This is a genomic window from Leclercia adecarboxylata, from assembly GCF_006171285.1.
GTDB classification, from domain to species: Bacteria; Pseudomonadota; Gammaproteobacteria; order Enterobacterales; family Enterobacteriaceae; genus Enterobacter; species Enterobacter barmai.
Map to the genome: position 1 here is coordinate 500,155 of NZ_CP040889.1, position 23,472 is coordinate 523,626.

The window sequence follows — 23,472 nt, forward strand, 5'->3', positions numbered from 1 at the left end:
AAATAGATAAAAATTTCATAGTCGACAGCCACCAATGTTCAAAATCTTCTTCTGCCAATGCTTCAAAATCGGGCAATCGAGGAGTACATTGTTTCGTGCTGACTTCCACGGCAGGACGTCGCAATAACAGTAAAAGGTCAAAGATTCATGTCACCCATCGAAAAATCCAGCAAGTTAGATAACGTTTGTTATGACATTCGTGGCCCGGTTCTTAAAGAGGCAAAGCGTCTCGAAGAAGAAGGTAATAAAGTACTTAAGCTCAATATCGGTAACCCGGCGCCATTTGGTTTTGATGCACCGGATGAAATTCTGGTTGATGTGATCCGCAACCTGCCGACGGCGCAAGGTTATTGCGACTCAAAAGGTCTCTATTCAGCGCGTAAAGCCATCATGCAGCATTATCAGGCGCGTGGCATGCGTGATGTGACCGTCGAAGATATCTATATCGGTAACGGTGTTTCCGAGCTGATCGTCCAGGCGATGCAGGCCCTGCTGAACAGCGGCGACGAAATGCTGGTGCCCGCCCCTGATTACCCGCTGTGGACCGCGGCTGTGTCGCTCTCAAGCGGTAAAGCGGTACACTACCTGTGCGATGAATCCTCCGACTGGTTCCCCGATCTGGATGATATTCGCGCCAAAATCACGCCGCGTACCCGCGGGATCGTCATTATCAACCCGAACAACCCGACCGGCGCCGTCTACTCTAAAGAGCTGCTGCTGGAGATCGTCGAGCTGGCCCGCCAGCATAACCTGATCATCTTCGCCGACGAGATCTACGACAAAATTCTGTACGACGCTTCGCAGCACCACTCCATCGCCGCGCTGGCGCCGGATCTGCTGACGGTCACCTTTAACGGACTGTCTAAAACCTATCGTGTTGCCGGTTTCCGTCAGGGCTGGATGGTGCTGAACGGGCCGAAGAAACACGCCAAAGGCTATATCGAAGGTCTGGAGATGCTGGCCTCGATGCGTCTTTGCGCCAACGTCCCGGCGCAGCACGCGATCCAGACGGCGCTGGGCGGCTATCAGAGCATCAGTGAATTTATCGTGCCGGGCGGGCGTCTGTATGAGCAGCGCCAGCGCGCGTGGGAGCTGATTAACGATATTCCGGGCGTCTCCTGCGTGAAGCCAAACGGCGCGCTGTACATGTTCCCGAAAATCGACATCAAACGCTTTAACATCTTTGACGATCAGAAGATGGTGCTCGATTTCCTGCTGCAGGAAAAAGTGTTGCTGGTTCAGGGAACGGCGTTTAACTGGCCGTGGCCTGACCATGTGCGTATCGTGACGCTACCGCGCGAGGATGAGCTGGAAATGGCCATCAGCCGGTTCGGGCGCTTCCTCTCCGGATACCATCAGTAAAACCATCATCGGGCTGCCACAGGCAGCCCGATTTGCATCTCTCCTCCCCTCCCCTCACAATGAAACCTGTCGCTGTGCAGAATTAAGGTAACTTATGAGTCAGAGTCATTTCTTCGCCCATCTTTCCCGCCTGAAACTGATCAACCGCTGGCCGCTGATGCGCAACGTGCGCACCGAGAATGTTTCCGAACACAGCCTGCAGGTTGCCATGGTCGCCCACGCGCTGGCCGCCATCAAAAACCGCAAGTTCAACGGTCAGGTGAATGCCGAACGGATCGCACTGCTGGCGATGTACCACGATGCTTCTGAGGTGCTGACAGGGGATCTGCCCACCCCGGTGAAATACTTCAATTCGCAGATCGCCCAGGAGTACAAGGCGATTGAAAAAATTGCCCAGCAAAAACTGGTCGACATGGTGCCGGAAGAGCTGCGGGATATCTTTGAGCCCTTGATAGACGAGCAGAGCTACAGCGAAGAAGAACATCGGATCGTTAAGCAGGCCGATGCGCTGTGCGCCTACCTGAAATGTCTTGAGGAGCTTTCAGCCGGTAACCACGAATTTTTGCTGGCGAAAACCCGGCTTGAAAAGACGCTCGAGGCGCGACGCAGTGAAGAGATGGACTACTTCATGGAGGTGTTTGTCCCGAGCTTCCAGCTGTCGCTGGATGAGATCAGCCAGGATTCCCCGCTGTAGATTACGCCTGGCGGCGCTTCGCTTGCGCAGGCCTACGATTGTGCAGGCCGGGTAAGGCGGAGCCGCCACCCGGCTTCAGTCTCAAAACGGGAACAACACCGGGATCATCACTACGCACACCAGCATGACCAGAATGGTAAACGGCACGCCGAGCTTCACGAAGTCGCTGAAGGTATATTTGCCAGGCCCCAGCACCAGGGTGTTAACCGGGGACGAGACCGGAGTCATAAACGCAGCGGAAGCGGCCATCGCCACCATCATGGCGAAAGGATATGGCGATACTCCCATCGATTTCGCCATCGCCAGGGCGATAGGCGCCATCAGCACCGCCGTCGCGGTATTGGAGATAAACAGCCCGATAGTGGCGCACATGATGAACAGGCACATCAGCATTATATAAGGGCCGTAGCCGCCGCCCACCTCCATCAGCCCTTTCACCACCAGATCGACACCGCCGGTTTTTTGCAGGGCCAGCGCGAAGGGCATCATCCCGACAATCAAAATAATGCTCGGCCAGTGAATGGCTTTGTAAGCGCTTTCAGCATCAATGCAGCGGAATTTTCCCATCAGCAAACAGGCGATAATCGCCGCCACCGGATTAGGGATTTCGTCGGTTAGCATCAGGGCCACCATCAGCACCAGACAAAAAATGGCGTGCGGCGCCTGACTGTGGGCGGGAGACGCATCGCTGACTTCCACAGGCAAGTTGAGCACCACAAAGTCCCGGCCTCTCTGACCCAACTGGGTGATCAGCTTCCAGTTACCTACCACCAGGAAAATATCTCCCAGCTGCAGAGGCTCATCCACCACCGAGCCGTTCATCGCTTCGCCGTCGCGCTTTAACCCCACGACGTTCAAACCGTAGCGGGTACGGAATCCTATTTCGCGAATGGTTTTGCCGAGCAGCTCCGACTCGGGGATCAAGGATACTTCGGCCATGCCCACATCCAGCGCCTGATCGGAGAAGTACTCCCCGAGCAGGATCATCGGCTCCAGCAGCTGTTCGCTACAGAAATCGCGCAGATCGACCTCGGCGGATGACATATCAATCAGTAGCACGTCCCGGGCGCGGAATTCCGATACGCCGTTAACGTTGACGATAACCCGGCGAAAACGGCGCCAGCGCTCCACGCCGATAACGTTGGCGCCGTAGCGTTCGCGGAGTTTCAAATCATCCAGACGTTGCCCAATCAGCGGTGAACCGGGGCGGATCGCCAGACGGCGCGCTCGCCCGGTGAGGCGGTACTCTTTAATCAGATCGCGAAACGTGCGGCGCTTCCAGCCGTCGCGGGCTTTATCCTGCTTGTCGCTTTTCAGGGCAAAGCGGGTCAGCAGCATGTAGATAATGCCCATCACCAGAATCACCAGCCCCAGCGGCGTCACGCTGAAGAAGCTGAAACCTTCCAGACCTTCACGCAGCAGTTCACTGTTGACCACCAGGTTCGGGGGCGTCGCCACCAGCGTCATCATGCCGCTGATAAGCCCGGCAAAGCTGAGCGGCATCATCAGGCGCGAGGGGGAGATCTGCATGCGCATGGAGACGCTCAGCACCACCGGAATAAAGATAGCTACCACCCCGGTGGAGCTCATAAAGGCTCCGAGTCCGGCGACCGTGAGCATCAGGAACACCAGCATTTTGGTTTCGCTGTTACCCGCCACGCTGACAAGCCAGGTTCCCATGCTGGTCGCCACGCCGGTACGCACCAGGCCGTCACCAATAATAAAGAGGGCCGCAATCAAAATAACGTTGGGATCGCTAAAGCCTGAAAAGGCTTCCGGAAGCGTTAAGGTGCCGCTCAGCACAAAGGCGACAATCACCAGCAGAGCCACGGCATCCATGCGCACTTTGCCGGTCGCAAAAAGAATAATCGCGATAAGGAGCAGGCTTAACACCCAGATAAGTTCACCGTTCACAACAGATCCTTGTCAGAAAAGAGTGATGCAGATAGTGCCATAAAAAAGCCCCAACAATGTGGGGCTAAATCATGTGATTACATTTTCCGCGAGACTGTTACATTCCCGTCAGGGGTGCGGCTGACGGCGAGAGCCTCCAGCGTGGTGAGCACAAAGTCAGCCTCGTCCAGACGCGGCGAACCGGCAGGGACGTTGACGGCAATGACGTGGCTGCCGGCATTGAGGCCCGCCAGCACGCCGGCAGCGGCATCTTCTACCACTACGCACTCTTCAGGCGGCAGTCCCAGCAGCTCCGCGCCCAGTAAAAAGGCATCGGGCTCCGGCTTGCCCCGCTTGACCCGCTCTGCGGTAATAAACACTTCCGGCAGCGGCAGACCTGCTGCTTTATGGCGCGCATGGGCCACAGGAACCGAACCGGAGGTGACGATAGCCCAGGGGATCGCCGCTTCATTCAGGTGTCTGAGCAGTTCCAGCGCCCCCGGCAGCGCCGTGATGCCGTCGGTATCAGTGGCTTCGACCTGCTCAAGCCAGGTGAACTCCGCCTGAATTTCCGCTTCACTTTTTCCCTGGAGGAAGTGCCGTAAAGAGGTTATGGCCTGTTTGCCATGGATGAAATTCAGTACGTCCTGATGGTCGATGCCATGTCTGTCGGCCCAACGGCACCAGGAGCGTTCCACAACCGGTAGCGAATCAACCAGCGTACCGTCCAGATCAAACAGAAAACCTTTACACTGCACATCTACCTCCGTCAGGCATTAATAATTTGTTGGATCTCATTGCTGCTCAGATGGTACTGACGTGGGCAGGCGTGCCACACGCTGAGCATGCGCTGATATTTCTCCCACATTGGGGTCTGGGCATTAAAACCATGCGTACCAGCATCGAAATGGGTATAACGCCCTTCGATGTTGACCATAAAGCGGACATAGCTCAGGTAGCGAGATTCAGTGGCCGCATCAAACCCCAGGAAGGTGACACGACGTTCGTCGATGGTCTGGGCATCTTTCAGGTTCGTCCAGGAGACATGCAGGGCGTGGTACATCTCCATGATGTCGATGACGGTGCGGCAGGTCTCCTCTTTCAGTTCGCCAAACTCGCGATCCAGCTCGCGCATCTGTAAACCAAATCCACGTTCGACGATAGTCTGCAAGCGGCGATAGCGCTCTGCGTTGTCGGGATCAAGCATAGTCATCATTTTGTACTGATTAGACAAAATCAGACGTTGAGCGTGGGTCATTTCCATCTTTCGACTCCTGTTGCGCATGGCAGCTTTAAAAAAGACACGGTAACGGGGTGTTACTGTGCCTTCTTTTGATCATCGTTTCGATGATCAATCACAAGTCATCAAGGAATGTTTTATCAAGTTGCTTAAATGCACGCTTCAGGGTATCCGCCAGCGCCTGATAATCGGGTTTCCCCTCTACTGGCGCGAGCGCCTGGCCAGCATCCTGCAATTTGCTGCGTACTTCATAGAACCAGGAGAGCACCGACGGCGGCAAAGGTGTCACCGAGCGTTTGCCCAGCCACCACAGTCCCTGCATCGGCAGGCTCAGGGCAAACAGAGCGGTGGCGACGGCCGGGCCGAGTTGGCCACCCAATGCAATCTGCCAGCATAAGGTGAAGACAGCGATGGGTGGCATAAAACGGATTGCGTAACGCGTCATGCGGATCACGCGGTTCTCAACAAACACGGGCGCCAGGCGCTTTTCCATAGGCCACGTCTTTGAATAGTGCTGTCCCCGGCGAAACAGGCTGAAAAAGCTCACGGAAGGATTCTCGGGTGTCGACATGGCTTACCTCAACTTCACATATAAAGATTAAAAAATTCGTGCAAAACCACAACTGGTCATGACAACGTTCAAAAACTTTTGTCAGCGCTACCCAGTATCGGGTATCCTGTGCCGGCCTGCAAAGGCCTTAGACGATGAACGTATACTCGTCAAATTATCGCACATTATGCCATTGCCGGAAAAATGCGCAAAATGGCATAAAATCATATGTATTCTTTTCGTCATGCCAGAATGTCCTTCCGGCATGATGTTAATCATAAATGTCAGCGATATCTTGCGCTACGATCCTTGACTCACTGACGTTTTTTTAGCCACGTATCAATAATAGGTACTTCCATGTCGAGTAAGTTAGTACTGGTTCTGAACTGCGGTAGTTCTTCCCTGAAATTCGCCATCATCGATGCGCTCAACGGTGAAGAGTACCTTTCTGGTCTGGCCGAATGTTTCCATCTTCCTGAAGCACGTCTGAAGTGGAAAATGGACGGCAGCAAACAGGAAGCGGCTTTAGGTGCAGGCGCCGCTCACAGCGAAGCGCTGAACTTTATCGTTAACACTATCCTGGCACAAAAACCGGAACTGTCCGCGCAGCTGACCGCAATCGGTCACCGTATCGTTCATGGTGGCGAGAAATACACCAAATCTGTGATCATCGATGACAGCGTTATCCAGGGCATTAAAGACTCTGCCTCTTTTGCACCGCTGCATAACCCTGCTCACCTGATCGGTATCGCTGAAGCCCTGAAATCCTTCCCGCACCTGAAAGACAAGAACGTGGCCGTATTTGATACCGCGTTCCATCAGACCATGCCGGAAGAGTCTTACCTCTACGCTCTGCCGTACAAACTGTACAAAGAGCACGGCGTTCGCCGCTACGGCGCGCACGGCACCAGCCACTTCTATGTAACCCAGGAAGCGGCAAAAATGCTGAACAAGCCGGTAGAAGAAGTGAACATCATCACTTGCCACCTGGGTAACGGCGGTTCCGTTTCTGCTATCCGTAACGGCAAATGTGTAGATACCTCTATGGGTCTGACTCCGCTGGAAGGCCTGGTAATGGGTACTCGCTCCGGTGATATCGACCCGGCGATCATCTTCCACCTGCACGATACCCTGGGTATGAGCGTGGAAGATATCAACAAGATGCTGACCAAAGAGTCCGGCCTGCTGGGCCTGACCGAAGTCACCAGCGACTGCCGTTACGTTGAAGACAACTACGCAGAGAAAGAAGACGCTAAACGTGCAATGGACGTTTACTGCCACCGTCTGGCGAAGTACATCGGCTCTTACACTGCGCTGATGGACGGTCGTCTCGATGGCGTGGTCTTCACCGGTGGTATTGGTGAGAACGCTGCAATGGTGCGCGAGCTGTCCCTGGGCAAACTGGGCGTGCTGGGCTTTGACGTTGACCATGAACGTAACCTGGCCGCGCGCTTCGGTAAGTCTGGCTTCATCAACAAAGAAGGCACCCGTCTTGCAATGGTTATCCCAACCAATGAAGAGCTGGTCATCGCGCAAGACGCGAGCCGTCTGACTGCCTGATTCCCCACCGCCAGCAATGCTGGCGGTGTTGTTTTGAAGCCCGCCTGTTTTCGGCGGTAACGAAAGAGGATAAATCGTGTCCCGTACTATTATGCTGATCCCGACCGGAACCAGCGTAGGCCTGACCAGCGTCAGCCTCGGTGTGATCCGTGCGATGGAACGCAAAGGCGTTCGTCTGAGCGTGTTTAAGCCAATCGCTCAACCCCGTGCTGGTGGCGATGCGCCAGACCAGACCACCACTATTGTGCGTGCAAACTCTAACCTGCCAGCCGCTGAACCGCTGAAGATGAGCCACGTTGAGTCTCTGCTCTCCAGCAACCAGAAAGACGTGCTGATGGAAGAGATCATCGCTAACTACCACGCTAACGCCCAGGATGCGGAAGTGGTGCTGGTAGAAGGCCTGGTTCCGACGCGCAAGCATCAGTTTGCTCAGTCCCTGAACTTTGAAATCGCCAAAACGCTGAACGCGGAAATCGTGTTTGTAATGTCCCAGGGTACCGATACCCCGGAACAGCTGAAAGAGCGTATTGAGCTGACCCGCAGCAGCTTCGGCGGCGCGAAAAACAGCAACATCACCGGCGTTATCGTTAACAAACTGAACGCCCCGGTTGATGAGCAAGGCCGTACCCGCCCTGACCTGTCCGAAATCTTCGACGACTCGTCTAAAGCGAAAATCGTGAAAATCGATCCGGCTAAACTGCAGGAATTCAGCCCGCTGCCGGTGCTGGGCGCGGTGCAGTGGAGCTTTGATCTGATCGCCACCCGTGCAATCGATATGGCGCGTCACCTGAACGCCACCATCGTGAACGAAGGCGATATCAACACCCGTCGCGTGAAGTCCGTGACCTTCTGTGCGCGTAGCATTCCGCACATGCTGGAGCACTTCCGTGCAGGTTCCCTGCTGGTGACCTCCGCTGACCGCCCTGACGTGCTGGTTGCAGCCTGTCTGGCCGCGATGAACGGCGTGGAGATCGGTGCGATCCTGCTGACCGGTGCCTATGAAATGGACCCACGCGTCAGCAAGCTGTGCGAACGCGCGTTCGCCACCGGCCTGCCGGTCTTCATGGTGAACACCAACACCTGGCAGACCTCCCTGAGCCTGCAGAGCTTCAACCTGGAAGTTCCGGCGGATGACCATCAGCGTATCGAGAAAGTGCAGGAATACGTGGCCGGTTGCATCAATCCTGAGTGGATTGAGTCCCTGACCGCCACCTCCGAGCGCAGCCGTCGTCTCTCTCCACCAGCCTTCCGTTACCAGCTGACCGAGCTGGCGCGTAAAGCGGGCAAACGCGTTGTTCTGCCAGAAGGCGACGAACCGCGTACCGTTAAAGCCGCAGCCATCTGTGCCGAGCGCGGTATCGCGACCTGCGTGCTGCTGGGTAACCCGGATGAGATCACCCGCGTAGCGGCCTCTCAGGGCGTTGAACTGGGTTCTGGTATCGAAATCGTTGACCCTGAAGTAGTGCGCGAAAGCTATGTTGCCCGTCTGGTCGAGCTGCGTAAGAGCAAGGGCATGACCGAAGCCGTTGCACGCGAACAGCTGGAAGACAACGTGGTTCTCGGTACCCTGATGCTGGAGCAGGACGAAGTTGACGGTCTGGTTTCCGGTGCCGTTCACACCACCGCGAACACCATCCGTCCGCCGCTGCAGCTGATCAAAACTGCCCCAGGCAGTTCTCTGGTCTCTTCCGTGTTCTTCATGCTGCTGCCGGAACAGGTTTACGTTTACGGTGACTGTGCGATCAACCCGGATCCAACCGCTGAACAGCTGGCAGAGATCGCGATCCAGTCCGCTGACTCCGCGATTGCGTTCGGTATCGAACCGCGCGTTGCGATGCTCTCCTACTCTACCGGTAACTCCGGTGCAGGTAGCGACGTTGAGAAAGTGCGTGAAGCAACCCGTCTGGCACAGGAAAAACGCCCGGATCTGGTTATCGATGGCCCGCTGCAGTACGACGCCGCAGTGATGGCTGACGTTGCCAAATCTAAAGCGCCGAACTCGCCGGTTGCGGGCCGTGCTACCGTGTTCATCTTCCCGGATCTGAACACCGGTAACACCACTTACAAAGCGGTACAGCGTTCAGCCGACCTGATCTCCATCGGGCCGATGCTGCAGGGTATGCGCAAGCCGGTGAACGACCTGTCCCGTGGTGCGCTGGTAGACGATATCGTCTACACCATCGCTCTGACCGCGATCCAGTCTTCACAGCAGTAAGTTGCCCCAAACGTAAAAAGGCGACCTCGCGGTCGCCTTTTTTATTATCACGCTATTACGCTTCTTCGTGCTTAGCCGGTTCGTTGCTGGCATTGCGGCTCATCCACAGCGCCAGGGCTTTTAACGAATCTGGCGTGAAGTCATCGCAGCGAGCGGTGATCTCCGCCGGGGTCATCCAGCAGACTTCACTCACCTCTTCTTCCTGCAGCGCAAACGGACCGTGGGAAACGCAGCTGAACAGGCCTCCCCAGACGCGGCAGTGGCTGTCTTCAAAGTAGAACTGACCATGCTCGGCAAAGGGCACGCCGGCAATCCCCAGCTCCTCTTCCGCTTCACGGCGGGCGGAATCAAGTAACACCTCATCGGCCTGGACCACACCGCCGGCCGTTGCGTCGAGCATACCGGGCATGAAGTCTTTCGTTTCAGTACGGCGCTGCACCAGAATTTTGCCCATACCATCATGCACCACGATATAGGTCGCGCGGTGACGCAGGCGCTGCGCCCGCATCTGCTCGCGGCTCGCCTGAGCGATGACTTCATTGTCTTCGCTGACTATATCTACCCACTCAGTACTTGCCAAATGACTCTGCTCCACCATCGGGAAACCTTCTCTTTAAAGCGCTCTCACGGCGCGTTTACTGTTGAGGAGTAAGTTACGGATTAATCCTGGACTCTGCAATAACCTGGCTGTCATTCAGCGTCATAACGCACAAATGGTCCTCTTCCAGCATCCCATAGCTGGGAGAAAAACCGCCTTTCGGCAGGCTGACGGAGCCAGGGTTGAAATGAATAATGTCGCCCTTGTTTGCGGCTACCGGAATATGAGTATGGCCGTAAACCAGGACATCGCCAGCATTCAGCGCGGGCAGATTATCCGGGCCAAAAAGATGGCCGTGGGTAACAAACAGGCGGCAGCGTGGCAGCAGGATCTGCTGCCACGGGGCGGTAATGGGGAAGTGCAACAGCATCTGGTCAACTTCGCTGTCGCAGTTGCCCCGCACGGCGATAATCCGCGATGCATACGCATTAAGCCGCTCTGCCACTTCCGCAGGGGCATAGCCTTCGGGCAGCGGGTTGCGTGGGCCGTGATTCAGCACATCGCCGAGGATCACCAGCCATTGCGCCCCGCTCTGGTTAAACAGTGAAAGCACCTTTTCGGTCGCCGGTAGCGAACCGTGGATGTCCGATGCAAACATCAGCTTCATCAGTGACTCCTTATCGTGAAAAGCCACCCCATCATACCCGAATCAGCCGCCCTTATCAGCCTGCCCGCTTCGCCGAAAGCGCCACATAACGCTGCACGGAGGCGCGCTGCCACTGGAAGTTCGCGTAGTCCGCCAGCCGTTGCGGCACGTCGTCGCCGTTGAGCACCAGGCGGTTGAGCATCAGCGCCAGATCGGCGTCCGCAATGCACCACTCCCCGAATAAATTCTGATTACCGTGGGCCAGCAGCGAGGTGGCGGTATCAAACAGCTGACTGGCTGTCCGCCGGGCGGTATCGCTTAGGGCCGGTTTTTTCACCCCGGCAAAGACTACGTCGGTGGAGCGCTCTTCCCGGATGGGCATCAGATCGCTGCGCAGCCACGCCTGGATCTGCCGCGCGCGGGCGCGTTTTTGCAGATCGAGCGGATAGATCCGTTCCCACTCCGGCGGCGCAAAACGCTCTTCCAGATATTCGGTAATGGCTGAAGATTCGCTCAGTTCAAACCCGTCCACCTCCAGCACCGGCACGCGACGGGTCAGCGCATAGCCCCGCCACTGCGGCTGTCGGTTCTCACCCCGGCTGAGATCCACGGTCTTGAGGGCAAAGGGCAATCCCTTTTCGGCCAGCGCGACGTACACGCTCATGACATAAGGAGAGAAATAATCGGCATCTGACCACAGGGTAATCGCAGGTTGGCTCATAACGTCCTCATAAGGCTTTGGATGATGGGTTTATATCCAAAATATAACCTCCTGCCCCGGCTGTCACCTGACGAAAACTCACGATTTATCATCACCACCTATACTCAATCCTGTACAGAAAAAAGCGTTATGACAGGAGTTGCGATGATTGACCTTTATTACGCCCCTACTCCCAACGGGCATAAGATCACCCTTTTTCTGGAAGAGGCCCAGCTGGACTACCGCATCGTGCCGGTGGATATCAGCAAAGGCGAACAGTTTCGCCCCGAATTTCTCGCCATTTCGCCCAACAATAAAATTCCGGCCGTCATCGACCATGATCCGGAGGATGGCGGTGCGCCGCTGAGCCTGTTTGAGTCCGGTGAAATTTTGCTTTATCTGGCGGAAAAAACCGGCAAGCTGCTGAGCGGAGAATTACGCGAACGCCACGTCACGCTACAGTGGCTCTTCTGGCAGGTTGCTGGCCTGGGGCCGATGATCGGGCAGAACTACCACTTTAACCACTATGCGCCGCAGCCCATTCCCTATGCCATCGAACGATTCCAGGTGGAAACGCAGCGGCTTTATAACGTGCTGAATAAGCGCCTGGAAAAATCGCCGTGGCTGGGAGGCGATCACTACAGCATTGCGGATATCGCCTGCTGGCCGTGGATCAACACCCATGAAAGCCATCGCGTCGATCTGGCCTCATGGCCGGCGGTAAACAACTGGTTTGAGCGCATTCGTACCCGCCCGGCAACCGAGCGCGCGATGCAAAAAGTGCAGCAGATATAAACGGTTTCCTCATGTATTATGGTGGCGATAATGACACGGAGGAAGCCTGCAATGTCCCAGCAAGACGCGATTATTCGTATTAAAAATTTACGCCTGCGCACCTATATCGGTATCAAAGAAGAGGAGCGCGCTAACCGTCAGGATATCGTCGTTAATGTGGTGATCCACTACCCGGCCGACAAGGCCCGGGACAGTGAGGATATCAATGACGCTCTGAACTACCGCACCGTCACCAAAAGCATCATTCAACATGTCGAGAATAACCGCTTCTCTTTACTGGAAAAATTAACTCAGGATGTGCTGGATATCGCACGCGAACATCACTGGGTCACCTATGCTGAAGTCGAGATCGATAAACTTCACGCGCTGCGTTACGCCGACTCCGTCTCGATGACGTTAAGCTGGCAACGCTAAGCGCAACCCTGGAGGTTGTATGAAGATCCTGGTAACCGGCGGCACCGGCCTGATTGGCCGGCATCTTATCCCACGATTGCAAGTGTTGGGCCATGAGTTAACGGTTGTGACGCGCAGTCCTGAGAAGGCGCGTCAGCTACTTGGCTCCGGCATCGATATCTGGAAAGGGCTGACGGAACACCAGGATCTTAACGGCTTTGATGCCGTCATCAATCTGGCGGGCGAACCCATCGCCGACAAACGCTGGACGGAAGAGCAAAAACAGCGTCTGTGCAACAGTCGCTGGAACATCACCCAGCGACTGGTGGATATGGTTAAAGCCAGCGACACGCCGCCGTCGGTGTTTATCTCCGGTTCGGCAGCGGGGTATTACGGTGATTTAGGCGAGGTGGTGGTAACCGAAGAGGAGCCGCCGCACAATGAATTTACCCATAAGCTGTGCGCCCGCTGGGAGCAGATTGCCTGCGGCGCGCAGAGCGATCGGACCCGCGTTTGCCTGCTGCGCACCGGCGTGGTGCTGGCCCCGAAAGGCGGTATTCTGGCGAAGATGCTGCCGGTGTTTAAGCTCGGCCTTGGCGGCCCTGTCGGCACGGGTCGTCAATACCTTGCCTGGATCCACATCGACGATATGGTCAACGGCATTCTCTGGCTGCTGGATAACGATCTGCGCGGCCCGTTCAATATGGTTTCCCCCTACCCGGTGCGTAATGAGCAGTTTTCCCACGCGCTGGGCCATGCGGTGCATCGCCCGGCGGTGGTGCGTGCCCCGGCAACGGCTATCCGCCTGCTGATGGGCGAATCGTCAGTGCTGGTGCTCGGCGGCCAGCGCGCGCTGCCGAAGCGGCTGGAAGCCTCCGGGTTCGCCTTCAGGTGGTACGACTTAGAAGAAGCCCTGGGAGATGTGGTAGGTTAAATCTGCCCGGTCGGCTGTGTTACGTTGTTATGCTCGATCCCCATTTAAGGCGCTTTGGTGGCAACAATCACCACTTCCAGGCTGACGCTCTCCCCTTTTGAGCCCTCCGACTGGCCCTTTTTCCGCGCGCTGCGAGAAGCGCCCGAGATCATGCGCTATATGGCCGCTATCGCCCCGGAAACCGAGACCCGACGCCAGTTTGCCGCCCGACTTACCACCCCGCACACCTTTGTGATCCGCGCGCACGATGACGCTACCCCGCTGGGGGATATTGGGCTGCAAATCAGCTCCCGCTACCGCGAAGAGGCGGATATTGGTTATACCGTGATTCCGGCCGCACAGGGCCGGGGGATTGCCAGCGAAGCGCTGCGCGCCGTGTGTGAATACGCGTTTATCCAGCTGGGCGTAAAGGCGGTGAACGCTTATGTGCTGGCGGATAATGGCGGTTCGGTGCGGGTATTAGAGAAAGCGGGATTTGTACGTACCCAGGTGCTGGAGCAGGCGTATGAGATCAATGGCGTACGGTATGACGACTGGGTGTACCGGCTGGAGAGTGGTGCGGCCTGAGTGCCGGGCGGCACTGCGTTTGCCCGGCCTACCAAAACCGTAGGCCCGGTAAGCGTAGCGCCACCGGGCAACAAACTACTTCAACGACCCTTTCAGGAACTGCTGCAAGCGTGGGCTCTTCGGATTACCTAACACCTCATCCGGATGCCCCTGCTCTTCGATCTTGCCCTGATGCAGGAAAATAACATGATTGGAGACGTTACGGGCGAAGCCCATCTCGTGCGTCACCACCACCATGGTTTTCCCCTCTTCGGCGAGCTGCTGCATAATGCGCAGCACTTCACCCACCAGCTCGGGATCGAGCGCAGAGGTCGGTTCGTCAAACAGCAGCACTTCCGGCTCCATCGCCAGCGCACGGGCGATAGAGACGCGCTGCTGCTGACCGCCGGAGAGATGCACCGGGTATTTCATCTGCTGGCGCTCATCGATACCCACTTTCGCCAGGTATTTCTCCGCGCGGGCACGGGCTTCCTGCTTGCTTAACCCCAGCACCTGCACCGGGGCTTCCATCACGTTCTCCAGCACCGTCATGTGGCTCCAGAGGTTGAAGTGCTGGAATACCATCGTCAGTCGGGTACGCAACATCCGCAGCTGGTGCTTATCCGCCACCTTCAGCTGGCCGTCTTTGTCCTGCACCAGATTGATGTTCTCACCGCTCACCACAATAGAGCCGGCACTTGGTTTTTCGAGGAAGTTAATGCAGCGCAGGAAGGTACTTTTACCCGAGCCTGAGGAGCCGATAATACTGATCACATCGCCCGCATTTGCCTGCAGCGACACCCCTTTCAGCACTTCATGTTCGCCGTAGCGTTTGTGCAAATCGATAACGTTTAATTTGTTCTCAGCCATCTTAATTCTCAGTGCGTCGAAGAAGGTTTTATGTGCTGCAACCAGCGTTTTTCCGCTTTGCGGAACAGGCTAATCAGAACGTAAGAAATAATTAAATAGAGCACTGCCGCGATCCCGAAGGCGGTAAACGGCTGATAGGTCGCCGAGTTAATGTCGCGGGCAATCTTCAGCAGATCCGGCACGGTGGCGGTAAAGGCCAGCGCGGTGGAGTGCAGCATCAGGATCACTTCGTTGCTGTAGGCAGGCAGCGCAATACGCAGCGCCGACGGCAGAATAATACAGCGGTAGAGCTTCACGGAAGAGAAGCCATACGCCCTTGCGGCTTCAATTTCACCGTAGGGCACAGAGCGGATCGCACCGGCGAAAATCTCGGTGGTGTAGGCGCAGGTATTGAGCGTTAACGCCAGCACGGTACAGTTCAGCCCGCTGCGGAAGAACGCGTTCAGCATCTCAGTGCCTTTCACGATCTCCAGCGTGTACATCCCGGAGTAGAACACCAGCAGCTGCACGTACAGCGGCGTACCGCGGAACACATAGGTAAACAGCCAGATGGGGAAGCGAATGTATTTATTGTTCGACACGCGGCCAATGGCGAGGAAGATCGCCAGAATCCCGCCCATCACCACAGAAGAAATCAGCAGCCAGAGGGTGATCGCCACGCCGGTAAAGCGGTATCCGTCGGTCCACAGCAGGGATTTCCAGTATTCCTGAATAATTTCGATCACAGGTCAGCCCTCTTCACACCCACGGAATAGCGACGTTCGAGCAGCAGCAGCACGCCGTTGGAGACGGTGGTAAACACCAGGTAAATCACCCCGCAGACAATCGCGAAGTAGAACGGCTCCCAGGTGCTTTTGCCTGCCAGCTGCGTGGCTTTCACCACGTCTTCCAGTCCCAGTAATGAGACCAGCGCCGTCGCTTTGAGGATAACCTGCCAGTTGTTGCCGATGCCCGGCAGCGCAAAGCGCATCATGGCCGGAAACATAATGCGGCGAAACGTCTGTGAGGAGGTAAAACCAAAGGCCGTGGCCGCTTCGATATGCCCTTTCGGCACGGCGAGATAGGCCCCGCGGAAGGTTTCGGTGAAATAGGCCCCGTAAATAAAGCCCAGGGTGATGATACCGGCCACCATCGGATCGATATCAATCTGCGCCATACCAATGGCATCGGTGATGCCATTGAGGGCGATCTGCAGTCCATAGAAAATGAGCAGCATCAGCACCAGGTCAGGAACACCGCGGATAAGGGTGGTATAACCCTCAAACAGCAGCGCCAACGCCCGATTCGCTGAAAGCTTCGCGCCCGCGCCGGCAAGGCCTATTAACACTGCCAGCACCACCGAACTGAGAGCCAGTTCAAGGGTGACCAATGCGCCTTGTAAAATTACGCCAGAAAATCCGTACAGCATACCGCCTGCCCTGTCGTGAGTGGTGTAGCCGTGTCTTTTCCCCTCCCGGAGCGGGAGGGGCCGCACGTTATTGAGTGGAGTAATTAACCACCGTAGACATCAAAGTCGAAGTATTTCTTCGCCAGTTTTTCGTAAGTACCGTCTGCGCGCATTTCAGCAAAGGCTTTGTTCAGCGCTTCACGCAGCTCGTTATCTTCTTTGCGCAGCCCCATGCCGGTGCCTACGCCGAAGAGTTTCTCGTCCTTAATGGACGGACCGCCGAACTTGTAATCTTTACCAACCGGCTGTTTCAGGAAGCCTTCGCTGGCAGCGACTTCATCCTGGAAGGCGGCGTCGATACGGCCCGCAGTCAGGTCAGCATAGATATTTTCCTGGCCCTGATAAGAGACGATTTCAATTCCTTTCGGCGCCCAGTGCTCGTTACCAAAGGTCTCCTGGGTGGTGCCCTGCAGCACGCCCACACGTTTACCTTTCAGTGACTCCAGTGTCGGCTGGATATCAGAAGATTTCGCTACCACCAGACGAGAGTCCGCTGCATAGAGCTTGTCGGTGAAGGCAATCTCCTGCTGGCGTTTTTCGGTGATAGAGAGAGAAGACATAATGGCGTCGATTTTTTTCGCTTTCAGCGAAGGGATCAGCGCATCCAGTGGGTTTTCAACGAAGGTACACTCTGTTTTGATACGTTTGCACAGCTCTTTTGCCAAATCGATATCAAATCCTACCAGTTCACCCTGCGCATTCTTCGATTCGAAGGGGGCATAAGTCGGGTCAGTACCAATACGAACTTTTTGCGGAATTGCTGCGAATGCCGCAGTAGCGCTGGAAAAGGCCAGAGCCAGAGAAAGTGACAAAACCAGTTTTTTCATATCTATCCTCAACAGACTGTCTTCTTACGGGATTTTAACGCCGACGGGGTGCCTTTAATGTGCCACTAATCGCCGCGGCAAGGCAAAAGATTATGCGCGGCAGGCGCGAAAAAGTGCATCGCGAGTGCTTAACTATTCACTTTGTGACCAACGCGGCGCACGATTTGCACCATCATGGTTCGCAAAGGCCATTGTCGCACCATAACGGGGTTCCATTATGGTGCGCACCCGTCAGTTTCGGTTAATCGCCGTAAACGTTGAAGTCGAAGTATTTCTTCGCCAGTTTGTCGTAGGTTCCGTCTTTACGCAGTTCAGTAAAGGCTTTATCAAACGCCGCTTTCAGCTCAGCATCGTCCTTACGCAGACCGATCCCGGTGCCGTCACCGAAGTATTTTTTGTCTTTGACGGAAGGACCCGCAAAGGCAAACTCTTTACCCGCAGGCTGTTTCAGGAAGCCTTCGCTGGCGGCAACTTCATCCTGGAATGCGGCATCCAGACGCCCTGCGGCCAGGTCAGAATAGATCAGATCCTGGTTCTGGTATGCCACCACGTCCACGCCCTTCTCACGCCAGTTGGCATTGGCGAAACCTTCCTGGGTTGAGCCCTGCAGCACGCCAACGTGCTTGCCTTTCAGCGAGTCAATGGTCGGCTGGATTGGGGAACCTTTGGCGGCAATCAGACGTGAGTCCGCAGCGTAGAGCTTCTCAGAGAAGGCGATCTCCTGCTGACGCTTCTCGGTGATTGAGAGCGAGGAGATGATCGCGTCAATCTTCTTGGCTTTCAGGGAGGGGATCAGCGCGTCGAAGTCGCTGCCCACCCAGGTGCATTTCACGGACATGCGTTTGCACATCTCATTTCCCAGGTCGATATCAAACCCGACGAAATCCCCCTTCGCATCTTTCGATGAGAATGGCGCATAGGTAGCGTCTGTACCGATACGTACGTTCTGAGGGAGCGCCGCAAAGCTGCTTGCCGCTGCACTTAATCCCACCAGCAAAGACAGAGCCAAAACCGTCTTCTTCATACATTACCCTCAAGTGTCGTGATTTTCTTATGTAATAGATTGTGTTGTGTGTTGTTGCAGGCGATCTCTTGCAGGTCTTATGCCACATTGCGTTCATAGCAAAATTACGGCGTTAAATATGTTAACGAAAGGTTGCAGGATTGCCTTAATGGTGAAAGATAGCAGGTCTGCCAAACGAACCGCAGTGGCGGGAAGGGAAAAAAGGAATTAAATGTTGAGGATATGATCGCTGTTGCAGAATTGCCCTGAAACAGGGCACGTTGCGCCGATCTGCCCCCGGACAGGACATCTTTTCCGTCAGGCGCCCTGCCAGCGGGTAAAGAGATCGTCCGGAAGGTCAATGTCGAACTGGTCGATAACCCGGTTCACGGTTTGATTGATCACGTCATCAAGCGATTGCGGGCGGTGATAAAACGCCGGCACCGGGGGCATAATCACCGCGCCCAGTTCCGCCGCCTGGGTCATCAGACGCAGGTGGCCCAGATGAAGCGGGGTTTCGCGTACGCACAGCACCAGCGGACGGCGCTCTTTCAGCACCACGTCGGCCGCGCGGGTCACCAGCGTATCGGTATAGCTGTTGACGATACCCGAGAGGGTTTTGATGGAACAGGGCAGGATCACCATGCCCGCGGTTTTAAACGATCCGGAGGAGATGCTGGCGGCGATATCGCGCGCATCGTGTATCACGTCGGCTAACGCCTGAACGTCACGCAGGGAATAATCGGTTTCCAGAGAGAGGGTCTGACGCGCGGCCTGGCTCATCACCAGATGGGTTTCAACCTCGGCGACGTCGCGCAATACCTGCAGCAAACGGACACCGTAAATCGCGCCGCTGGCCCCTGAGATCCCTACTATTAATCGTTTCATGATGTTCGCCCTTGCTGTTACAGGGCTGACTGTGCAGGATTTTGGCGGGAGTTGCAAGCGAGGGCGGACGCCCTCGCCTGTTATAGCGATTAACCTTCGTTGTGCATCTCTAAGCTTTCGAGATCGTTCGCCAGCTGCACGGCTTTCGCATCGTCGTTGCGCAGCGAATCGAGGTAATCCAGGTATTTCTGATCGACGTCTTTGGTCACGTAGATACCGTTAAACACCGAGCACTCAAACTGCTGAATGTCTGGATTTTCGGCACGCACCGCGTCAATCAGATCGTTCAGATCCTGGAAAATCAGGCCGTCGGCACCGATGATCTGGCGGATCTCGTCCACTTCACGACCGTGGGCAATGAGCTCGTTGGCGGTCGGCATGTCAATACCGTAGACGTTCGGGAAGCGAATTTCCGGTGCCGCAGAGGCCAGATAGACCTTCTTCGCACCCGCTTCACGGGCCATCTCGATAATCTGCTCAGAAGTGGTGCCACGCACGATGGAGTCATCCACCAGCAGCACGTTCTTGTCGCGGAATTCAGCGCGGTTGGCGTTCAGCTTGCGGCGCACCGATTTACGGCGCAGCTGCTGGCCCGGCATGATAAAGGTACGGCCAACGTAGCGGTTCTTCACGAAGCCCTGACGGTACGGTTTACCCAGAATACGCGCCATCTCCAGTGCGATATCGCAGGAGGTTTCCGGGATTGGGATCACCACGTCGATATCCAGGTCTTCCCACTCGCGGGCAATCTTCTCGCCGAGCTTGGTGCCCATGTTGACGCGGGCGCTGTAGACGGAGATTTTGTCGATGAAGGAGTCCGGACGGGCAAAGTAGACGTATTCGAACAGGCACGGATTACTGACCGGGTTCTCTGCACACTGACGGGTAAACAGCTGGCCTTTTTCGGTGATGTACACCGCTTCGCCAGGTGCGACGTCACGCAGGAACTCAAAGCCCAGGGTATCGAGCGCCACGCTTTCAGACGCCACCATATACTCGGTGCGGCCGTCGCCAATGTCGCGCTTGCCCAGCACCAGCGGGCGGATGCCGTTCGGGTCACGGAAGGCGACCATACCGTGGCCGATAATCATCGCTACGCAGGCATAGGCACCGCGAATCAGACGGTTAGTGGCAGCCACAGCAGCAAAAATGTTGTCTGCTTCCAGCGGATAGTGACGGAAGTTGTCCAGCTCGCTGGCAAAGATGTTAAGCAGGATTTCAGAATCAGAGGTGGTGTTAATGTGACGACGCTTCTCTTCAAACAGCTTCTTACGCAACTCGTGAGCGTTGGTCAGGTTGCCGTTGTGGGCAAGCGTGATGCCATACGGCGAGTTAACGTAGAACGGCTGGGCTTCAGAGGCGCTGGAACTGCCAGCAGTCGGGTAACGAACGTGACCAATACCCATGTTGCCCTGAAGACGCTGCATATGGCGGGCTTCAAACACATCGTTTACCAGGCCGTTGGCCTTACGTAAACGGAAGCAGTTGTGTGCATCAATGGTGATGATACCCGCAGCATCCTGCCCACGGTGCTGAAGCACCGATAATGCGTCATAAATAGACTGGTTTACCGGCATGAAACCGGCGATACCGACAATACCGCACATTCGTCATTTCCTCGTTAAGCCACATCTCAGGGTTTATGCCCTGGGCAAAAAACTCGACGAGCTTTGCAGATAGTCAAAGAACCATCTGATGATGAAGCTGAACTGCGGGATAAGCTGCGATTTCTGCCAGTCTTCACTCTTTGAGAACCCGGTAAAGGTATCAAGGAAGAAGAGTATCGCGGCGACAATCAGCGCGCCTCGCAATGCTCCGAAGCAGATCCCCAGCACCCTGTCCGTTCCTGACAACCCGGTTTTCTCAACCAGCTGGCCAATCACGTAGTTAACAATGGCGCCGACAATCAGCGTCGCGATAAACAGCACCGCGATGGCAATCCCATTTCGAACCAGTTCATCTTCAAAGCCCGTGAACCAGACAGACAGGTAAGTGTAGTAATGACTGGCAACAAAGAAGGCACAGCCCCAGGTTACCAGCGATAACGCTTCACGAACAAAGCCACGGATCAGGCTAACCAGACAGGAAAAACCTATCACCGCAATGATGGCGTAATCAATCCAGACCATATGTGTCCCACGATCAAACGCCCTGTCATCCAGTTCGGGGCGAATTCTAACAGAAAAAGAAAACGTTTGCGTAGGGATTTCCTTCCCGCGCGTAAATAAAAAAAGCGCTGAAAAAATATTCAGCGCCGTGGGCAGTTTGCGCCTCTGCGGACGTCTGCCTCCCCCTCACCCCGGCCCTCTCCCTCAAGGGAGAGGGGGGAATTCATCCCCTCGCCCCTCCGGGGAGAGGGTCAGGGTGAGGGGAAAATACTTACATCAATTCACGCTGTAGTTCATCACTACGCCGCTCAGACCCGAGAGCTGATTAAGCTCTCCAAGCGACCCCTTCAGCTTGTCTCTCGACGCATCCGGGCCCACGAGAATACGGGTGATTTTACCCTGTACCGGCGTGGAAGGTGAAGTGTAAACGCGATACCCGGCGCCACGAAGCTTAGCCACTACCTCGTTGACCTTATCGGCATTTTTGAGCGCCCCAAGCTGCACAACATAGGCTTTGCCGGTTGGAGCAGGCTTCTCTTCAGCGGCCGGTTTGGCCGGTGGGGTTTCTGTGGCCGCCGCCAGCTGCTGGCTGGTGTTATCGCGCTGCGGTTTCGGCTGCGGCTTTTCAGCCGGTTTCGGCTTTTGCACCGGTTTTGGCGCGTACTGTTCTACCGGGGCCGCAACGGGATCCAGCTCGTTGTTATTCCCGGCAGCCAGACGCGACGGATCTAAAGATGGGGCCGCAGCATCGCCCGCCCGCACCTCTTCGGCGGCCCCTTCAGGTGGCTGCGCTGGCAGGGCCTGCGTCGCCGCTGGCAGCATATCCGGCTCATCCCGGTCGCCGGGTTTCGGCACCAGCGGGATCGCCGCGAACTCATCCTGGTAATGCTTTTTCTGTCCATCAAGCAGCCCGGGGAGAATAATCACCCCCAGCGCCACCAGCACAATGGTGCCTGCTAAACGGTTCTGAAACTTACTTGCCACCGGTTCTCCCCGCATCCATTACGTCCATGACATGTGCCACCGTGTGGAATGAACCACACACCAGCACGGTATCTTCTGGGCTGGCGTCTGCCATTGCCGCACGCCATGCCAGCTCCACGCTTGCAAAGCTTTTGCCCTCGCCGAGATGTTCCATCAGCTGTTCGGCAGTCGCCCCGCGTGGGCCTTCCAGAGGTGCACAATACCAGCTATCGACAACACTCTCCATGCAGGCCAGCGTGCCGCCAATATCTTTATCATGAAGCATACCGATAACCGCCAGTACGCGCCCGGTTTTTGGCAATGATTTGAGACGTCCCGCGAGATACGCCGCGGCATGAGGGTTATGCGCCACATCCAGAATCAGACGTGGTGATTCGCTGACTATCTGGAAGCGCCCGGCCAGAATCGCATTCTGAATACCGTCACGCATCGCCTGCTCGCTCACCGCCAGACCGCTGGCGCGCAGCGCGGCCAGCGCCGTCGCGGCATTCGGCTGCGGTACCTGGGGCAGCGGCAGGTTCTCCAGCGCGCCCACGGCATCTTCAAAGCGCCAGTTGCTTTCCGTCACGCTGTAGCGCCAGTCCACGTCGCGACGCTTAAGCAGCGCCCCTTTTTCCTGCGCCACATCGGCGATGGTGTGCGGCATATCGGGTTCGCCGACGATCGCCGGTTTGCCTGGGCGGAAGATACCGGCTTTTTCACGGCCAATGCTTTCGCGATCGGGCCCCAGCCAGTCGGTATGATCCAGCGCGATGCTGGTGACCACCGCCACATCCGGGTCGACGATATTGGTGGCATCCAGACGCCCGCCTAAACCGACCTCGAGGATCACCACGTCGAGCTGCGCCTGCTTAAACAGCCACAGCGCGGACAGCGTGCCATATTCAAAATAGGTCAGGGAAATCTCGCCGCGCGCGGCTTCGATTTCGGCAAAAGCGGCGGTGTGCGCCGATTCCGCCAGCTCCGTGTTCTGCACCCGCACGCGCTCGGTATAGCGCACCAGATGCGGCGAGCTGTAGACCCCCACTTTGTACCCTGCAGCCATCAGCATGGCTTCCAGGGTGCGGCAGGTGGTGCCTTTGCCGTTGGTGCCCGCCACGGTGAAAACAAAGGGAGCCGGTTTCAGAACATCAAGGCGCGCCGCTACCTGGCTTACGCGCTCAAGTCCCATGTCGATGGCTTTACTGTGCAGGTTTTCCAGATAAGAAAGCCACGCGGCCAGGGGCGACGTGGCTTGGGGAAGAGTGATATTTTCCATGATGCGCGCTTTTCAGTTACG

25 protein-coding genes are annotated in these 23,472 nt (G+C 56.1%); 8 read left to right on the top strand and 17 right to left on the bottom strand.

From position 1 onward, the window contains the following. Positions 1 to 147 precede the first annotated feature (147 nt). Together alaA and yfbR are read left to right on the top strand one after the other, a co-directional pair. Positions 148 to 1,362: an alanine transaminase AlaA gene (alaA, locus tag FHN83_RS04155; RefSeq protein ID WP_138369858.1), complete on the top strand. Its 1,215-nt coding sequence runs from the start codon at positions 148 to 150 to the stop codon at positions 1,360 to 1,362. A gap of 94 nt (positions 1,363 to 1,456) precedes the next feature. Further along, a complete protein-coding gene (gene yfbR / locus FHN83_RS04160) occupies positions 1,457 to 2,056 on the top strand; it encodes a 5'-deoxynucleotidase (RefSeq protein ID WP_039030971.1) in 600 nt (199 codons plus the stop codon). An 81-nt stretch (positions 2,057 to 2,137) separates the two neighbouring features. On the opposite strand, the gene FHN83_RS04165 is transcribed toward yfbR, so the two are convergent. The 4 genes from FHN83_RS04165 to yfbV all read right to left on the bottom strand — a co-directional run bounded on the left by FHN83_RS04165 (position 2,138) and on the right by yfbV (position 5,760). Beyond that, positions 2,138 to 3,970 carry an SLC13 family permease gene (locus FHN83_RS04165; protein ID WP_139563297.1) on the bottom strand — a complete coding sequence of 611 codons (1,833 nt, stop codon included), beginning with the start codon at positions 3,968 to 3,970 and terminating at the stop codon, positions 2,138 to 2,140. A gap of 77 nt (positions 3,971 to 4,047) precedes the next feature. Next, positions 4,048 to 4,707, bottom strand: a complete 660-nt coding sequence (locus FHN83_RS04170) for a sugar phosphatase (RefSeq protein ID WP_039030969.1) — start codon at positions 4,705 to 4,707, stop codon at positions 4,048 to 4,050. An 11-nt stretch (positions 4,708 to 4,718) separates the two neighbouring features. Beyond that, on the bottom strand, positions 4,719 to 5,213 hold the full coding sequence (locus FHN83_RS04175; protein ID WP_139563298.1) for a YfbU family protein: 495 nt from the start codon (positions 5,211 to 5,213) through the stop codon (positions 4,719 to 4,721). A gap of 91 nt (positions 5,214 to 5,304) precedes the next feature. Next, the gene (gene yfbV / locus FHN83_RS04180) at positions 5,305 to 5,760 is read right to left on the bottom strand and encodes a terminus macrodomain insulation protein YfbV (protein ID WP_039030967.1); all 456 of its coding nucleotides are present in this window, start codon (positions 5,758 to 5,760) and stop codon (positions 5,305 to 5,307) included. Positions 5,761 to 6,096: 336 nt separating this feature from the next. Here yfbV and ackA point away from each other — a divergent pair, with 336 nt between their 5' ends. Next, on the top strand, positions 6,097 to 7,299 hold the full coding sequence (gene ackA, locus FHN83_RS04185) for an acetate kinase (protein WP_039030966.1): 1,203 nt from the start codon (positions 6,097 to 6,099) through the stop codon (positions 7,297 to 7,299). 76 nt (positions 7,300 to 7,375) lie between these two features. Next, positions 7,376 to 9,514: a phosphate acetyltransferase gene (pta, locus tag FHN83_RS04190; protein ID WP_039030965.1), complete on the top strand. Its 2,139-nt coding sequence runs from the start codon at positions 7,376 to 7,378 to the stop codon at positions 9,512 to 9,514. A 55-nt stretch (positions 9,515 to 9,569) separates the two neighbouring features. On the opposite strand, the gene yfcD is transcribed toward pta, so the two are convergent. The 3 genes from yfcD to yfcF are packed head-to-tail and all read right to left on the bottom strand — an operon-like array spanning position 9,570 to position 11,419. Continuing rightward, complete coding sequence (gene yfcD / locus FHN83_RS04195) at positions 9,570 to 10,112, bottom strand: NUDIX hydrolase YfcD (RefSeq protein WP_039030964.1); 543 nt, start codon at positions 10,110 to 10,112, stop codon at positions 9,570 to 9,572. Positions 10,113 to 10,167: 55 nt separating this feature from the next. Continuing rightward, a complete protein-coding gene (gene yfcE / locus FHN83_RS04200) occupies positions 10,168 to 10,719 on the bottom strand; it encodes a phosphodiesterase (protein WP_138369855.1) in 552 nt (183 codons plus the stop codon). A 55-nt stretch (positions 10,720 to 10,774) separates the two neighbouring features. Next, positions 10,775 to 11,419, bottom strand: coding sequence for a glutathione transferase (gene yfcF / locus FHN83_RS04205; protein WP_139563299.1), 645 nt, complete (start codon positions 11,417 to 11,419; stop codon positions 10,775 to 10,777). Between the two features lie 144 nt (positions 11,420 to 11,563). Between yfcF and yfcG the strand changes: the two genes are divergently transcribed. The 4 genes from yfcG to FHN83_RS04225 are packed head-to-tail and all read left to right on the top strand — an operon-like array spanning position 11,564 to position 14,087. Beyond that, positions 11,564 to 12,193 carry a GSH-dependent disulfide bond oxidoreductase gene (gene yfcG / locus FHN83_RS04210; RefSeq protein ID WP_139563300.1) on the top strand — a complete coding sequence of 210 codons (630 nt, stop codon included), beginning with the start codon at positions 11,564 to 11,566 and terminating at the stop codon, positions 12,191 to 12,193. A gap of 51 nt (positions 12,194 to 12,244) precedes the next feature. Continuing rightward, positions 12,245 to 12,607 carry a dihydroneopterin triphosphate 2'-epimerase gene (gene folX / locus FHN83_RS04215; RefSeq protein WP_039030960.1) on the top strand — a complete coding sequence of 121 codons (363 nt, stop codon included), beginning with the start codon at positions 12,245 to 12,247 and terminating at the stop codon, positions 12,605 to 12,607. A gap of 19 nt (positions 12,608 to 12,626) precedes the next feature. Continuing rightward, on the top strand, positions 12,627 to 13,520 hold the full coding sequence (locus tag FHN83_RS04220) for a TIGR01777 family oxidoreductase (protein WP_138369853.1): 894 nt from the start codon (positions 12,627 to 12,629) through the stop codon (positions 13,518 to 13,520). A gap of 57 nt (positions 13,521 to 13,577) precedes the next feature. After that, entirely contained in the window at positions 13,578 to 14,087 is a 510-nt protein-coding gene (locus FHN83_RS04225) for a GNAT family N-acetyltransferase (protein WP_139563301.1), read from the top strand. Between the two features lie 75 nt (positions 14,088 to 14,162). On the opposite strand, the gene hisP is transcribed toward FHN83_RS04225, so the two are convergent. From hisP to folC, 10 genes are all read right to left on the bottom strand, one after another. Beyond that, complete coding sequence (gene hisP, locus FHN83_RS04230) at positions 14,163 to 14,936, bottom strand: histidine ABC transporter ATP-binding protein HisP (protein WP_139563302.1); 774 nt, start codon at positions 14,934 to 14,936, stop codon at positions 14,163 to 14,165. 8 nt (positions 14,937 to 14,944) lie between these two features. Then, the gene (locus FHN83_RS04235) at positions 14,945 to 15,661 is read right to left on the bottom strand and encodes an ABC transporter permease (RefSeq protein ID WP_039030956.1); all 717 of its coding nucleotides are present in this window, start codon (positions 15,659 to 15,661) and stop codon (positions 14,945 to 14,947) included. After that, positions 15,658 to 16,344, bottom strand: coding sequence for a histidine ABC transporter permease HisQ (locus tag FHN83_RS04240; protein WP_039030955.1), 687 nt, complete (start codon positions 16,342 to 16,344; stop codon positions 15,658 to 15,660). The genes FHN83_RS04235 and FHN83_RS04240 overlap by 4 nt, the downstream gene beginning before the upstream one ends. Positions 16,345 to 16,427: 83 nt before the next feature. Beyond that, positions 16,428 to 17,210: a histidine ABC transporter substrate-binding protein HisJ gene (hisJ, locus tag FHN83_RS04245; RefSeq protein ID WP_032612831.1), complete on the bottom strand. Its 783-nt coding sequence runs from the start codon at positions 17,208 to 17,210 to the stop codon at positions 16,428 to 16,430. Between the two features lie 241 nt (positions 17,211 to 17,451). Continuing rightward, complete coding sequence (gene argT / locus FHN83_RS04250; protein ID WP_039030953.1) at positions 17,452 to 18,234, bottom strand: lysine/arginine/ornithine ABC transporter substrate-binding protein ArgT; 783 nt, start codon at positions 18,232 to 18,234, stop codon at positions 17,452 to 17,454. Positions 18,235 to 18,531: 297 nt separating this feature from the next. Beyond that, positions 18,532 to 19,101, bottom strand: coding sequence for a UbiX family flavin prenyltransferase (locus tag FHN83_RS04255; RefSeq protein ID WP_039030952.1), 570 nt, complete (start codon positions 19,099 to 19,101; stop codon positions 18,532 to 18,534). A gap of 89 nt (positions 19,102 to 19,190) precedes the next feature. Then, positions 19,191 to 20,708 carry an amidophosphoribosyltransferase gene (gene purF / locus FHN83_RS04260; protein ID WP_039030951.1) on the bottom strand — a complete coding sequence of 506 codons (1,518 nt, stop codon included), beginning with the start codon at positions 20,706 to 20,708 and terminating at the stop codon, positions 19,191 to 19,193. A 33-nt stretch (positions 20,709 to 20,741) separates the two neighbouring features. Then, positions 20,742 to 21,230, bottom strand: coding sequence for a colicin V production protein (gene cvpA, locus FHN83_RS04265; protein WP_039030950.1), 489 nt, complete (start codon positions 21,228 to 21,230; stop codon positions 20,742 to 20,744). Between the two features lie 255 nt (positions 21,231 to 21,485). Further along, a complete protein-coding gene (gene dedD, locus FHN83_RS04270) occupies positions 21,486 to 22,193 on the bottom strand; it encodes a cell division protein DedD (protein WP_039031117.1) in 708 nt (235 codons plus the stop codon). Further along, positions 22,183 to 23,451, bottom strand: coding sequence for a bifunctional tetrahydrofolate synthase/dihydrofolate synthase (gene folC, locus FHN83_RS04275; RefSeq protein ID WP_139563303.1), 1,269 nt, complete (start codon positions 23,449 to 23,451; stop codon positions 22,183 to 22,185). The genes dedD and folC overlap by 11 nt, the downstream gene beginning before the upstream one ends. Between the last annotated feature and the right edge of the window lie 21 nt (positions 23,452 to 23,472).